At 64.2% G+C, this 12,781-nt stretch carries 15 protein-coding genes and 1 tRNA gene; 7 read left to right on the top strand and 9 right to left on the bottom strand.

Features of this window, described 5'->3' with window-relative positions:
• Positions 1–240: 240 nt before the first annotated feature.
• Positions 241–885 (top strand): helix-turn-helix domain-containing protein, encoded by a 645-nt coding sequence (locus WG900_RS19460; protein WP_339969939.1) that lies wholly within the window; start codon positions 241–243, stop codon positions 883–885.
• A 9-nt stretch (positions 886–894) separates the two neighbouring features.
• Positions 895–1,485: a PIN domain-containing protein gene (locus tag WG900_RS19465; protein ID WP_339969941.1), complete on the top strand. Its 591-nt coding sequence runs from the start codon at positions 895–897 to the stop codon at positions 1,483–1,485.
• A gap of 420 nt (positions 1,486–1,905) precedes the next feature.
• Here WG900_RS19465 and WG900_RS19470 read toward each other — a convergent pair.
• Positions 1,906–1,980 (bottom strand) — tRNA-Gly (locus WG900_RS19470).
• A 185-nt stretch (positions 1,981–2,165) separates the two neighbouring features.
• On the opposite strand from WG900_RS19470, the gene WG900_RS19475 reads away from it, so the two are divergent.
• Positions 2,166–3,068 carry a tetratricopeptide repeat protein gene (locus WG900_RS19475; RefSeq protein WP_339970040.1) on the top strand — a complete coding sequence of 301 codons (903 nt, stop codon included), beginning with the start codon at positions 2,166–2,168 and terminating at the stop codon, positions 3,066–3,068.
• Positions 3,068–3,682, top strand: a complete 615-nt coding sequence (locus WG900_RS19480) for an LON peptidase substrate-binding domain-containing protein (protein WP_339969943.1) — start codon at positions 3,068–3,070, stop codon at positions 3,680–3,682. Before WG900_RS19475 ends, WG900_RS19480 begins: the two co-directional genes overlap by 1 nt.
• A gap of 3 nt (positions 3,683–3,685) precedes the next feature.
• Here the strand turns inward: WG900_RS19480 and WG900_RS19485 are convergent, their stop codons facing one another.
• The 3 genes from WG900_RS19485 to lipB are packed head-to-tail and all read right to left on the bottom strand — an operon-like array spanning position 3,686 to position 5,544.
• A complete protein-coding gene (locus WG900_RS19485; protein ID WP_339969945.1) occupies positions 3,686–4,576 on the bottom strand; it encodes a DMT family transporter in 891 nt (296 codons plus the stop codon).
• 3 nt (positions 4,577–4,579) lie between these two features.
• Positions 4,580–4,870 (bottom strand): hypothetical protein, encoded by a 291-nt coding sequence (locus WG900_RS19490; protein ID WP_339969947.1) that lies wholly within the window; start codon positions 4,868–4,870, stop codon positions 4,580–4,582.
• Positions 4,867–5,544, bottom strand: a complete 678-nt coding sequence (gene lipB / locus WG900_RS19495) for a lipoyl(octanoyl) transferase LipB (protein WP_339969949.1) — start codon at positions 5,542–5,544, stop codon at positions 4,867–4,869. Before lipB ends, WG900_RS19490 begins: the two co-directional genes overlap by 4 nt.
• Positions 5,545–5,607: 63 nt before the next feature.
• Here lipB and WG900_RS19500 point away from each other — a divergent pair, with 63 nt between their 5' ends.
• Positions 5,608–6,450 (top strand): lipoyltransferase, encoded by an 843-nt coding sequence (locus tag WG900_RS19500; RefSeq protein ID WP_339969951.1) that lies wholly within the window; start codon positions 5,608–5,610, stop codon positions 6,448–6,450.
• A 30-nt stretch (positions 6,451–6,480) separates the two neighbouring features.
• Here WG900_RS19500 and WG900_RS19505 read toward each other — a convergent pair whose 3' ends face one another.
• Positions 6,481–7,122, bottom strand: coding sequence for a class I SAM-dependent methyltransferase (locus WG900_RS19505; RefSeq protein ID WP_339969952.1), 642 nt, complete (start codon positions 7,120–7,122; stop codon positions 6,481–6,483).
• Positions 7,123–7,227: 105 nt separating this feature from the next.
• Positions 7,228–7,572: an arsenate reductase (glutaredoxin) gene (gene arsC, locus WG900_RS19510; RefSeq protein ID WP_339969953.1), complete on the bottom strand. Its 345-nt coding sequence runs from the start codon at positions 7,570–7,572 to the stop codon at positions 7,228–7,230.
• A gap of 149 nt (positions 7,573–7,721) precedes the next feature.
• On the opposite strand from arsC, the gene WG900_RS19515 reads away from it, so the two are divergent.
• Positions 7,722–9,809 (top strand): TonB-dependent receptor, encoded by a 2,088-nt coding sequence (locus WG900_RS19515; RefSeq protein WP_339969954.1) that lies wholly within the window; start codon positions 7,722–7,724, stop codon positions 9,807–9,809.
• On the opposite strand, the gene WG900_RS19520 is transcribed toward WG900_RS19515, so the two are convergent.
• Positions 9,806–10,309: a (2Fe-2S)-binding protein gene (locus tag WG900_RS19520; RefSeq protein WP_339969956.1), complete on the bottom strand. Its 504-nt coding sequence runs from the start codon at positions 10,307–10,309 to the stop codon at positions 9,806–9,808. The two genes, WG900_RS19515 and WG900_RS19520, sit on opposite strands and share 4 nt — an antisense overlap.
• Positions 10,310–10,469: 160 nt before the next feature.
• Here WG900_RS19520 and WG900_RS19525 point away from each other — a divergent pair, with 160 nt between their 5' ends.
• Entirely contained in the window at positions 10,470–11,063 is a 594-nt protein-coding gene (locus WG900_RS19525) for an HD domain-containing protein (protein WP_339969958.1), read from the top strand.
• On the opposite strand, the gene WG900_RS19530 is transcribed toward WG900_RS19525, so the two are convergent.
• Together WG900_RS19530 and WG900_RS19535 are read right to left on the bottom strand one after the other, a co-directional pair.
• Positions 11,026–11,895, bottom strand: coding sequence for a M48 family metalloprotease (locus WG900_RS19530; RefSeq protein ID WP_339969960.1), 870 nt, complete (start codon positions 11,893–11,895; stop codon positions 11,026–11,028). The genes WG900_RS19525 and WG900_RS19530 overlap by 38 nt on opposite strands.
• Positions 11,896–12,020: 125 nt before the next feature.
• Positions 12,021–12,776 (bottom strand): DsbA family protein, encoded by a 756-nt coding sequence (locus WG900_RS19535; protein ID WP_339969962.1) that lies wholly within the window; start codon positions 12,774–12,776, stop codon positions 12,021–12,023.
• Positions 12,777–12,781 lie beyond the last annotated feature (5 nt).

Consider the following 12,781-nt stretch of genomic DNA (forward strand, 5'->3'; position numbering starts at 1 on the left):
CAGTTGGGACGGCGGCGTAGCCGTTACCGGCGTGGAACAGGGTGATGCAGACCATCAGGGTGCGGGCGAGGCTCCAGGCGTGACGCTGTGCGATGGTGAGTGACATGTTCGAGCTCCTGTCTCGGAGCAGGGACCATCCCCGCTCGACAGGCCCCGGACAGACGGCACAAAGCCGCAATCACCACGAAGGCAGAAGGCCGCAGTGGCCGCACGTGGCACACGTAGCGGACCCTTTACGGGTTGATTGAAGGAGGATTTGAGGCGGCCAACGGATTGGCCTTTGAGAGCGGGGTGGATGCAGATCGACCGAACTTGAAGTCACTCATCTGGTTGTTCGCGGCGTCATTGACTGCCACGGGAACCGAAGATCGTTGCGTTTGTTTCGAATATTTGCTAATGCAAACTACCACCACGAAAGCCGCATCCATGACACTGTCAGCACATTCAGAGCCGTTCGGCGGCCACATGCCATCGGCTGGCGACCGTCAGATCGCCAATCAATTGCGCCGGTTGCTTGCTGCCCAGAAATCTGGCGAGGCGACACTCCGCGTACGGGAACCGGACACAAAAAGGCCCGTTGAGGTCACTCTCACGCCGGCAATGTCCGACATCTTTCTCGAACTGCTTCGGCACATCGGGAGTGGGCATGCCGTAACTCTGGTTCCGATTCAGGAGATGCTTACAACTCAGCAGGCGGCGGATCTGCTCAATGTCTCGCGCCCCCATCTCATAAAGCTGCTCGATCAGAACGAGATGCCGCATACTCTTGTCGGACGGCACCGCAGGATAAGGGCAGAGGACATATTCGCATACAAGGCCAAGCGCGATGAAGTTCGCTCGAAGGCGCTCGACGCCCTGATTGGCGACGATGCCGACTTGATTTGACCCATACTCATGTTCGCAAATCGCTACACCGCCTTGATCGATGCATGCACTTTGGTGAGCGTCTGGCGCCGAAATCTCCTTCTCACTCTAGCAGAGGCTGAATTCTTTCGGGTCCGCTGGTCGAGCAAGGTCCTCGAAGAAACTGAACGGACCTTGGTGCGGTTGTTCGACGAACGAGGATTGCCAGACGGCACGACGAGAGCGAAAGCCTCGATCGCAAATATGAAGGCTGCCTTTCCCGAGGCGCTCGTCGAGGACTTCGAGCTTTTCGAGACGATGTCGTTCGGCCTTCCCGATGAGGGAGACGAACATGTTCTGTCGGCCGCACTCAAGACGCAGGCTCAGGCAATTGTAACTGAAAACCTCACAGATTTTCCTGCGAAGGTGCTTGCACCGCTCGGGATAGAGGCACGAAGCGCCGATGACTTCATAGCTGACACCATTGCCCTCGAGGAGGGTAAAGCTGTAGCCGCGATCAATCGCATGCGTTTGCGCCTGGTGCGACCCGAACTTTCGGCTGAGGACCTGCTGAGATCGTTCGAAGCGAACGGCTTGATGGAGACGGCGTCAGTGCTTGCACCGCATATCGAGTCCATTTGACGGGTCAGGCATTCATGCAAATGACTTGGTGATCGCCTAGCCGGTTCTCCAAACGTGTAAAGTTTTCCGGATTTTCTTTGCAGGTTTCGGCGACGTGCAAAGCAAAGTGCGTTGTCATTGCAATATGCAATAACGGGAGGCCCTAACTCCTAAAAAAGTAGGGCGAGCGATGCGTAAGACGTCCGACAGGTGTGCCGGCATTCCGACCGTGCCATCAAATCGAATTTGCCCAAAACTGGACGCATCCGCCCTTGCGGCTTGGCAAAGCGACCTGCAAAATAGCAGGATGCCGACGCCAAAACACACCACGAAATTCGATTTCCTGCTTCCCCCCTGCTTCCCCGGCAACGCCAAAGGAGCGGGGAAGCAGAAATCGCGCGTTTGCGCTCCGCCTAACCTGTTCAGTTTTATAGGAAAAACTGGAGCGGGCGAAGGGATTCGAACCCTCGACCCCAACCTTGGCAAGGTTGTGCTCTACCCCTGAGCTACGCCCGCTCTGGCGCCTTGGAACGGCTAGGCCGTCCGGGTGAGGCGCGCGGTTAGCACCGGGTTTGGACCTTGCCAAGGGGGATTCTGCATTGAATGTGCAATCCGCGGCGCCGGAGCGCTTCCGGCCTTCACAAATCCGTGGCAGGACCCACATAAGGCGCTTGTCGAAAAGGAGTTTGCGCGTGGCGAGCATGGGACTGAACATCGAGGAACAGAAGGCCGTCGATCGCTTTCGCAGCGCGGTGGTCGAACCATCGATGACGGGTCTGGTCGTGCTGGATTTCTGGGCCGAATGGTGCGGCCCGTGCAAGGCGCTTACACCGGTACTGGAAAAGGTCTGCGCCGAATATGCCGACAAGGGCGTCGTGCTGACCAAGATCAATGTCGATGAGGAACCGTTCATCGCCGGCCAGTTCCAGGTCAAATCGATCCCGACGGTCTATGCCCTGTTCCAGGGACAACCGGTTGCGGACCTGACCAACGCCCGCAGCGAATCGCAATTGAAGGCGATGCTGGACCAGTTGCTTGAAAAGTTGCCGATCCAGCCCGGCGGCGGATCGCCGGCGCAGGACATTGCCCCGCTGATCGCCATGGGCGAGGACGTGCTGGCCAGCGGCGATGGCGAGCGGGCGGCGGGTGTCTTTTCCCAGATCGTCGAGATCGCCCCCGATTCGGTTCCCGCCCATGCCGGTCTGATCCGCGCGCTGGCTCTGGCCGGCCAGATCGAGGAAGCCCGCGCGGTGATTGCGGCGCTCGATCCGGCAATGGCCGGCGATCCGGCGCTTGCGCAGGCCAAGGCCGCGCTCGAACTCGCCGCCGACCGGCCCGAGGATAGTGAGCTGGCCGTGCTGCGCGCCACCGCGGCGGAGGCTCCGGCAGACATGGACAAGCAATTTGCCTGGGCCAGCGCCGCCTTTGCCGCAGGCGACCGCGATGCGGCGGCGGAGACGCTACTGCGCATGATCGCCGCCGACCGCGAATGGAACGAAGGCGCAGGCCGAACCAAGCTGCTGCAGATCTTCGAGGCGATCGGGCTGGAAGACCCGTGGGTTTCGGCGACCCGCCGCAAGCTCTCGACGGTCCTGTTCGGCTAGTGTCCAAAACCCGCATCTCAATTTTTCCGCTGACCGGCGTGATCCTGCTGCCGGGGCTGCACTTGCCGCTGCACATCTTCGAGCCGCGCTATCGCTCGATGATCACCGATTCGCTGGCGCGCGATCGGCGCATCGGCATGATCCAGCCGCAACGCGCCGAGGAAGGCGCGCCGCTCTATGCCGTCGGCTGCCTCGGCAAGATCGACGAGGTCGAGGCGCTGGAGGACGGCCGCTTCAACGTGGTCTTGGTCGGCGAATCCCGCTTTCGCATGGTGCGCGAACTCGATGTCACCACGCCGTTCCGCCAGATCGAGGGCGAACTGATCGAGGAACGCTGCGAGGAAGCCCTCGCTTCAATCGAGCGCGCCGGCTTCGAACGCGAAGCACGCCGCTTTGCCGAGGCGCAGGGCTATAGTGTCGACTGGGAGTCGGTCGCCCGGCTCGATGACGTGTCGCTGATCAACGGCGTGTCGCAGATCGCCCCGTTCGACCCAGCATCGAAGCAGGCCCTGCTTGAGGCGGACAGCATTTCCGTGCGCTGCGAACTGATGATCCAGCTCATGCAGTTCTATGGCCACAGCGATGGCGACGACGAGCCCGTGACACTGCAGTAGATATTAGGCGGACTTCTCGCTCGCCCGTGCGATGACCAGCGCGCTGGCCACCAAGGCCATGCCCAGCAGATCGACTCCGCCCACGGCTTCGCCAAAGGCCAGCCAGCCGGCGAGCACGCCGATCACCGGCTGGGTCAGCAGCATCAGCCCGATCACCAGCGGGCGGAAATGCTTCAGCGAATAGACCAGCAGCCCCTGCCCCAGCACCTGGCTCGACAAGGCCAGCCCGATAACGGGCCACCATGTCGTCGGCCAGATCGGCTCGCCTAGCGCCAGCGCAATCACCAGCAGCAGCGGCGTGCTGGCGAGGCTTGACCAGGCGAGCAGCGACCAGTTGCCCAGCGTGCCGCGCGCCGTTTGCAGGGGGATCAGGTAAAAGGCGTAGCAGACCCCGGCGAACAGGCTGAACAGATCGCCGGCCAGCGTACGGGTCGAAATCTCCAGACTGCGCCCGAACAGGATCGCCGCCCCGGCAATCGCGGCAAGGATGGCCAGCGCTTCGGGCCAGTGCGGGCGGCGGCGCAGGGCGACGAAGCCCCAGATCATCACGATCAGGCTGCCGGCATTGCCGAACAGCGTAGCGTTACCCAGCCGCGTCATGCCGATGCCGATGTGCCACGAGGCGATGTCGACGCCGAAGAACAGCCCGGCGGCGAGCACGATCAGCAGCGTGCGACGCGGAAACCCGCTGACCGGCTGGCCGCTGAACCGGGCAAAGGCGAAGAGCAGCGGCAGGGGCAGGAAGCAGCGCCAGAATCCGGCGGAAACCGGCCCGCTGTCCGCCATGCGCACCCACCACGGACCTAATGCCAGCGCCGCGTTTGCGGCCAGCAGGGCGAGGAAGTGCCGCCATTGCCAGCTACGCTGCGGCGGCAGGGATTGCAGTTCGGCCAAGACCTATTCCGGCTCGGCGGCGGGGGCCTTTGGCGCAGGATCTTCGGTCTTGGCGGCGGGTTCTGCCTTGTCTTCCTCCGCCGCGTCCTTAGCGTCGCCCTTATCGCCGGTGGTCACGGTCTTCGGCGCGAGCGGCGGCTGCGAGGTGGCCGTGTCGAGCGGCAACATGGCATCGCTGATCGATCCTTCAAGGATCTCGCCGCCAGCCTGCGCCTGCGTCTCGGGCTTGCTGTTGCAGGCGGCCAGAGGCAGCATGGCAATGGCTGCGGCAAGGATCAGGATAGGCTTGGTCATGCAGGTCCTTCCCCCGGGCAAGGTACATTGAGGCGGGCGAGAAATTCCCCGGCGCGGGCGAGCAATGCCCGATCCCAGTCCTCGAAGGCAAGCGTCACGCCAAGCCGTTCAAGGCTGGTGACCCCGGCATCACCGATACCGCAAGGGACGATGCCCCCGAAATGCGAAAGGTCAGGCGCGATATTCACCGCAAAGCCGTGCATCGTCACCCATTTGCGGATGCGCACGCCGATCGCGCCGATCTTGGCCTCCGACCCGTCGATGTCGCGCGTCCAGATGCCCACGCGGCCATCGACCCGCCATGAAGAAACGCCGAAATCGCCGAGCGTATCGATCACCCAGCCTTCGAGCGCATGGACGAAGCCGCGGGCATCGCGCGCGCGCTTGCGCAGATCGAGCAGGACATAGCCGACCCGTTGCCCCGGCCCGTGATAGGTGTAGCGCCCGCCGCGCCCGGCCTCAACCACTTCGAAGCGCGGGTCGAGCAGTTCGCCCGCCGCCGCGCTGGTGCCCGCCGTGTAGACCGGCGGATGTTCGAGCAACCAGACCAGTTCCTCCGCCTCGCCAGCGGCAATCGCGGCGTTGCGCCCCGCCATTTCCTCAAGCGCGGCGCGATAGGGAATGCGCGCGGTTTCGACGCGCCATTCGATACCGGTGGGGAGTCCTCGGGCCATGGCGGTTGCCTGCCGGGGTTTGCCGTGGTTATCAAGGGGGCACGCACCAGCAGGGGATCAATGATGAATTTCGACAGCAACCGCGCCTGGCAAGAGGCAATCGCCGGCGTCAAGGCATGCCGATCGCTGCTGCTGCCGATCGCGGGCGTGTTCTTCCTCGTCCCCAGCGTGGCAAGTTCGTTCCTGCTCGGCGATGTCCAGGCCCGGATTTTCGAGAACATGGACAAACGCGAAGTCTTGAACGGCATTTTCCAGGCCGAGATGGGCAAGATCCTGATCGTCAGCCTGCTGTCGATGATCGCCGGCTTTGTCGGCTACCTTTCGGTGCTGGTGCTGCTGACCGACCGGTCACGGCCGACCGTGGGCGAGGCGATCATGCGCGGCCTGCGCTGTCTGCCAACCGCGCTGGCCGCGACGGTGATCGGTTATTTCGCGCTGTTGTTCTGCATTATTCTTATCAGCGTCATCGGAGGAATCCTGAGCGCCGTTCTGGGCGGTGCAGGTGTGGCGCTGGTCTTCATCGCCATCCTCGCGCTGGTCCTGACCGTGGTAGCGCGCTTTTCGATGACCTTTCCGGTCGTCGTGGTCGAAAACACGCTCAACCCCATCGCCGCACTGCAGCGGTCGTGGCGGCTGGCAAAGGGCAATGCTTTCCGGCTGCTGGGGTTCTACGCGCTGCTGTTCATCGCCTATGTCGTGATCACCGTGCTGTTGATGGTGATTATCGGCGCGGCAACCGGCATTGCCGGCGGCGGAGAGCCAGGTGAGGCAACGCAGATGTTCACCAGCGTGCTGGCCGGCGCAATCGGGGCAGTGGTGGGCGTAATCGCCAGTGCCGTGCTGGCGGCGGTCCATGCCCAGCTTGCCGGGGTCAGGGATCCGGCGCTGGACGATACGTTCAGCTGAAGCCCGGCGGCTAAGCCGGAGCGCCTGCCCTTATTCGTCGGCAGGCGTGTCCTTCCAGCCCCAATAGAGGAAGCAGGGCAGGACGTTCAGCAGTTCGAAGCCCGAATCGATGCGGGTGAAGTGCTTCGCCATGAAGTCGCGCGCCTTGGCCGTGAACTGATAGACCAGGAACGCGCCGCCGGGCCGCAGCACGCGGTGGGTGGCCGAGGCGATGGCCGGGCCGACCCCGTCAGGCAGGGTCGAGAACGGCAGGCCCGAGAGTACGTAATCGGCATGGTCGTGTCCGTGCGCGCGGACGATGTCCTCTACGTCAGCGGCTGAGCCGAGCACGGCGGAAAAGCGGCTGTCGGAGATCGTCGCGCGCAGGTAATCGATGAACAGCGGGTTGGTGTCGATCACGATCAGCTGGCCATCGCGCGCCAAACGGCTGAGCACCGGGCGGCAGAAGGTGCCGACACCGGGACCGTATTCGACGAAGACCTTGCATTCGCCCCACTTCACCGGGGCCAGCATCTTGGTGATGGTGAAGCGCGATGACGGGATGATCGATCCGACCATCACCGGGTGTTCGAGGAAGCCTTCAAGGAAGACCCCGCGCGGACCCAGCAGGCGCGATATGCGGCGCATGATGCGGCGCGGCAGTGCTTCGCGGGCAAGCTCAGTGCCTGTCATAGGGGGGAAAGTTCCGAACGGGGCGTCATAAGGGTTCGACGCGTTTGCAAATTTGCCTCTGCTTGGCAAGCCAATTGGGACCGGCCGTGCCGGCTTAGAAAGGGTTCACAGGATCTCGTGGACCTTTTCCTGCGGCCGGCACAGCCGCACGCCCTTGTCGGTTTCCACCAGAGGTCGCTCGATCAGGGCTGGCTGGGCAGCCATGGCCGCCAGCACTTCGGCGTCACTGGCGCTGGGCAGGCCGCGCTCTTCGGCATCGGTGCCGCGCAGGCGCAGCCCCTGTGCGGGAGTAATCCCGGCGTCGCGGTAAAGCTGGGTAAGCTTGTCAGCCGATGGCGGGTTCTTGAGATATTCGACGACGGTGACGTCCATGCCCGGGGTTTCCTGCAGGATCGCCAGCGTCTTGCGCGAGGTGCCGCAGTTGGGATTGTGCCAGATCGTCGCCTTCATCGCATCCTCATGTCGTGCCGCAGCGCCGGGCTGCCTCCTGCCATCGCCCTAGCGGCAATAAATTCCCCTCGCAATTTGATCCTTGTCAATGAGAACGATTCGCATTAGCGGCATATTTATTGCGAATGGTTCTCATTAAGGAAAAGCTTTTGTCCCTCCCGGCCCCCATCCTGTTCCGCCTCTCCACCGCCGCGCTGGCCCTCGCAATGCCGCAGGTTTCGTGGGCGGAAGAGGCTTATGGCGAAGGCGAGGCGCCGGCCATCGTGGTCGAGGGGCACCGCGAGGAAGGCTATAAGGCCGATTCGGCGAGCAGCCTCAAAACCGGCACGCCGCTTCTCGATACGCCGCAATCGGTCACCACGATTTCGCGCGCGCAGCTTGAAGATCAGGGCATCGACCAGCTTAACGATGCGCTGCGTTATGTCCCCGGCGTCACGCTGGCCCAGGGCGAGGGCCACCGCGACCAGATCACCATTCGCGGCCAGTCGACAACCGCCGACTTCTACCTCGACGGCGTGCGCGACGATGCGCAGTATTACCGCCCGCTCTACAACACCGAGCGCGTCGAAGTGCTCAAGGGCGCCAATGCCCTGCTGTTTGGCCGCGGCGGCGGCGGCGGCGTAATCAACCGCGTAACCAAGGCACCGATCCTCGGCGAGGACCGGTTGGCCATGGCAGGCAGTGGCGACAGCTTTGGTGCTTGGTCGGTATCGGGCGATGCGAACATGGCGCTGGGCGATGCAGTCGCGCTGCGCATCAATGAGACTTACGAAGAGTTCGCCAATCACCGTGACGGTTATGACGGCCACTTCTTCGGCTTCGCCCCCACGCTCGGCGTCAAGCTCGGTGAAACCACGCGCCTCAGCCTTGCCTATGAATATGTCGAGGACAGCCGCACCACCGATCGCGGCGTACCCTCGTTCGGCGGCCTGCCGATCAGCGGTTTCGACAATACCTTTTTCGGCGACCTCGCCATCAACCGCAGCGATGTGACCGCGCACTTCGCCCGATTGCGGCTTGATCAGGAGCTGGGCGAAGGGCTGAGCTTCAACGTGATCGGCCAGTACGCAACCTACGACAAGTATTACGGCAACATCCTGCCCGGCGCGGTCAACGCCGCGCGCACTTCAGTCTCGCTCTCCGGCTATCGCAGCAGCACCACACGCGACAACTGGATCGGTCAGGCGAACCTGGTGTGGAACGGCAATACCGGTGGCATCAAGCACACGCTGCTCGTCGGTGTCGAGACGAGCGACCAGTCGACCCTTGCCAGCCGCGATGACAGCCGCTTCGGCGGCGCATCGAGCGTTTCGGTGCCGCTGGCCATGCGCATCGCGGTCCCAGCTTCGACCTGGGTCGCCAACAGCAGCAGCCAGTCAGACGTGCGCTCGCTGTCCGCCTATGTGCAGGATCAGATCGAGATCGGCGAACACCTGCAGCTGATCGCCGGGGTTCGCTATGATGATTTCCGGATCGAAGCGACGAACCTGTTCGGCGGCGCTGTCACCGGCCGCACTGACGGCAAGTGGTCACCGCGCCTGGGCCTTGTGTTCAAGCCGCGCCCGAATATCTCGCTCTACGGCAGCTATGCAAAGAGCTTCCTGCCGCAGACCGGCGACCAGTTCACCACGCTGGCGGCGAACCTGCAGACACTGGCGCCGGAAGAGTTCCGCAACCTCGAGGCCGGTGCCAAGTGGGACGTCACCCCCGGTCTGGCGCTGACCGCCGCCGTGTTCCAGCTCGACCGCACCAACACCCGCGCCAACGATCCGCTGACCGGCAACCCGGTGCTGACCGGTGCCAGCCGCGTGCGCGGCTTCGAAGCCTCGCTTGCCGGACAGATCACCGACAGCTGGCAGGCCAGCCTTGGCTATGCTCACCAGACCGGCGAGATCCGCACCACGACCGCCGCCGCCCCCGCCGGCCGCAAGCTTGACAAACTGCCCCGCGATCAGGTCTCGCTGTGGACGCGCTACAACGTGTCGAGCAGCATCGGCTTCGGGCTAGGAGTGGTCCACCAGTCGAGCCAGTTCGGGACGATCAGCAATGCCGTGGTCCTGCCGGCCTTCACCCGCATCGATGCCGCGGTGTTCTTCGACGTGACCGACCGCTTCGCCGTGCAGTTCAACGTCGAGAACCTGACCGACGCCGGTTACTATCCCAGCGCCCACACCGACAACAACATCGCCACGGGCAAGCCGCTCAACGCCCGAATGACCGCGCGCCTGAAGTTCTAAACGGACTTGAGCGCGGGGACGGGGCCGGTCTTCGGGGCGGCCTCCACCCCGCGCGCAATTCGCCCGGCGCGCTGCACCGCGCGGACGAGGCGGGGATAGGTTCCGCAGGGGCACAGATTGGTCAGCGCCTCGCGAATTTCCGCCTCTCCCGGATCGGCGTTGCGGGAAAGCAATGCTGCGCCGGCCATGACGATACCCGGTGTGCAGAACCCACACTGGATCGCGCCTTCGAGCAGCATGCCCTGCTGCATCGGGTGCGAACCATCGGCGGGCAGCCCCTCGATTGTCGTCACGGTGAGCCCCTCGGCCTCGCCAAGGGTGAGAGTGCACGATGCGCGCACTTCGCCATCGATGAGCACATTACAGGCTCCGCAGAAGCCCTCGCCGCAGGCATATTTGGCGCCCGTGAGGTTCGCGCCATCGCGCAGCGCCCACAGCAGCGGGGTCTGCGGGTCCATCTGGAAAGCCAGCGGGCGGCCGTTCACGGTCAGGCTCGTCATGCCTGCTTCCTAATGCGATTTTGCCGCCAAGGGAATCCTGCGGGCGCCGCAATGCACCATCCGGCACACCGCTCGCCTGCCTATTCGCCTTGCGCTTGCCAAGATCGCGAATGCCGCTAGCTTTCGCGCCGGGAAACGGGTGAGGCGCAGGAGAGCATCAATGCACGATGATGGCGGCGCGCGAGCGCAATTCACGGCCTTGACCGAAGGCACTCGGGAAGACTGGGCGATCATCGCGGGCGAGATGATGACCTTCGGCAAGTCGCTGCCCGACCGGGTCATGGCGCACCTGATGCTGCTTGACGGCGATCATGGCGGCTTTCCGATCGACCGGCTTCAGCACTGCCTGCAGACCGCAACCCGCGCGCATCGTGATGGGCGGGACGAGGGCTATGTCGTCATGTCCCTGCTCCACGACATCGGCGATACGCTGGGCACCTTCAACCATCCCGACATCGCCGCGGCCATGATCAAGCCCTTCGTGTCCGAAGAACTGCGCTGGATCTGCGAACAGCACGGCGTGTTCCAGGGCTATTACTTCTTCCATCACCTTGGCTGGGACCGTAACCTGCGCGACCGGCTGCATGGCCATCCGCATTTCGCGGCCTGCGCCGAGTTTTGCGAGAAGTACGATCAGGCCGCCTTCGACCCGGCCCATGACACCGCGCCGCTGAGCTTCTTCGAACCGATGCTGCGGCGGGTGATGGCGCGGCCGCTCAGCGGGATTTATTCGAGTCTTGCGGACGGGGAGTAAGCGCCGCGCGCCAGTCCTTGGGTCCGCCTGCCGGAGCCGCTCTGAACGCGGCGATTTCCGCCTCTACCGTTCGCGCCCGCACACTTGCGCGATCATGGTGCGGCCCGGGAAACAGCGATGCCAGTCCCTTCGCCCCGTAACGCCGCATGAAGGCTGGCGCGGCGGCGGGATCATAGCCGGCATTGGCCATCAGCCACACGGCAATCCGGTCTGCCTCTCGCTCGGTTTCGAGCAGCACGGCGCGCGCCTTGCCCGCCGCATTGCGCCGCGCCTGATGGCCGAGGACGATATGCGCGGTTTCATGCGCGATCACGAAAGCCGCCTCGTCGTCCGAGCGTGTTTCGGCGAGCATCGCGCGGCTGACCAGCACCAACCCGTCACCCGCCTGCGCGCCCTTGCCGTCGGTGGTCAGTTCGAAATGGACATGGCAGGCGGCCACTCCGCGTACCGCCGCGGTGCGGTCCGTCAGGCGCAGGCGGACTTCGCGCGCGCCTTCAACGGCGCTTTCGATCCGTTCGTGCAGTGCATTGAGCCGCCCCGTGCCGCCGGGCGTAAAGCTGGCGAGCGAGGCGGGCGGGTTGCCATCGATGGTGAAAACCTCAGGTCCGGCCACGATGCCGGCCTCGGCAGCGGGCGATCCCGGAGCAACGGCCTGAACGGCAAAATCGCCCTTCAGGCCCAGTGCGGCGCGGATGGCCTGCGGATCGCGATAGGTGGCCATGTCGGCGAGCAACAGCCCGGTCGCCGGGCGGCGCTCATCGCAGAACGGCGCGTTTGCGGTGATCAGGCGAAAGCCGATGGTGTTGACCCGGTGATCGTCGATCTGCAGCACGCGAAGAGCCTCGACCAGCGAGCTTTTGGCGGCAAGGCCAGAAGCAGGGGCACCAGCAAGCGCCGGCGCCGCGCCCGCGAAGAGCGTTAGTGCGGCGATCAGCGCCCGGACGCGCGGGGCCTGTCTCAGCTCTGCGAATCCTTGATCGCCGCTTGCAGCCGTTCCTTGCCGACCGCGCCCGAGAGCAGCGCATCGCCGATCACCCAGCTGGGCGTGCCATTGAAGCCAAGCTGGCGGGCGAGTTCGATATTACGGCCAAGTTCCGCCTCGACGCGGGGATCGGCAATCACTTTCTGCGCGCGCGCCATGTCGAGCCCGGCGGCACGGGCCGCCGCCTCGATCGTGCGCGCGTCGGGCTTGCCCGCGGCGTACATCGCGTGGTGGAACGCGGAATACTTGCCCTGTTCGGCGGCAGCCATGCCCCACTTGGCGGCATCGGCGCTTTCAGGCGAGAGGATCGGCAACTGGCGGATCACCACCTTCAGTTCGGGATTCGCACGCACCAGCGCATCGACATCGGCCTCGCTCTGGCGGCAATAGGTACAGGCGAAATCGGTGAATTCGACGAGCGTGATCTTGCCCGCCGGGTTGCCGAGCACCTGCCCCGGCCATTCCTTCGTCACGTCGCCCCTGATGCCGGAAAGCGCACTGGCGTTTTCCTTGCGTTGCAGGGCTTCCATCGCCTTGGGCAGGACTTCGGGGTGTTCGATCAGGTAATCGTGGACCACCTGTTCGATCGCCGCGCGTTCGCCGCCTGACAGCGACGATGCCGGGTCGGAGGCGGCGCGCCATTGCTGCGAGCCCCAGCCAAGGCCAAGCCCGGCGGCGACGCAGGCGATGGCGATGAGAAGCGTTCGGCGCGGGTTCTGGCTTTCGGACATGCGGC

It is taken from the genome of Novosphingobium aquae (genome assembly GCF_037572715.1).
Lineage (GTDB): Bacteria > Pseudomonadota > Alphaproteobacteria > Sphingomonadales > Sphingomonadaceae > Novosphingobium > Novosphingobium aquae.

Coding starts and splice junctions, on each gene's coding strand:
- WG900_RS19490 (WP_339969947.1), bottom strand. CDS start 4,870: ATGACCAAGCCTATCCTGATCCTTGCCGCAGCCATTGCCATGCTGCCT.
- WG900_RS19500 (WP_339969951.1), top strand. CDS start 5,608: ATGAATTTCGACAGCAACCGCGCCTGGCAAGAGGCAATCGCCGGCGTC.
- arsC (WP_339969953.1), bottom strand. CDS start 7,572: ATGAAGGCGACGATCTGGCACAATCCCAACTGCGGCACCTCGCGCAAG.
- WG900_RS19505 (WP_339969952.1), bottom strand. CDS start 7,122: ATGACAGGCACTGAGCTTGCCCGCGAAGCACTGCCGCGCCGCATCATG.
- WG900_RS19535 (WP_339969962.1), bottom strand. CDS start 12,776: ATGTCCGAAAGCCAGAACCCGCGCCGAACGCTTCTCATCGCCATCGCC.
- WG900_RS19475 (WP_339970040.1), top strand. CDS start 2,166: ATGGGACTGAACATCGAGGAACAGAAGGCCGTCGATCGCTTTCGCAGC.
- WG900_RS19520 (WP_339969956.1), bottom strand. CDS start 10,309: ATGACGAGCCTGACCGTGAACGGCCGCCCGCTGGCTTTCCAGATGGAC.
- WG900_RS19525 (WP_339969958.1), top strand. CDS start 10,470: ATGCACGATGATGGCGGCGCGCGAGCGCAATTCACGGCCTTGACCGAA.
- WG900_RS19465 (WP_339969941.1), top strand. CDS start 895: ATGTTCGCAAATCGCTACACCGCCTTGATCGATGCATGCACTTTGGTG.
- lipB (WP_339969949.1), bottom strand. CDS start 5,544: ATGGCCCGAGGACTCCCCACCGGTATCGAATGGCGCGTCGAAACCGCG.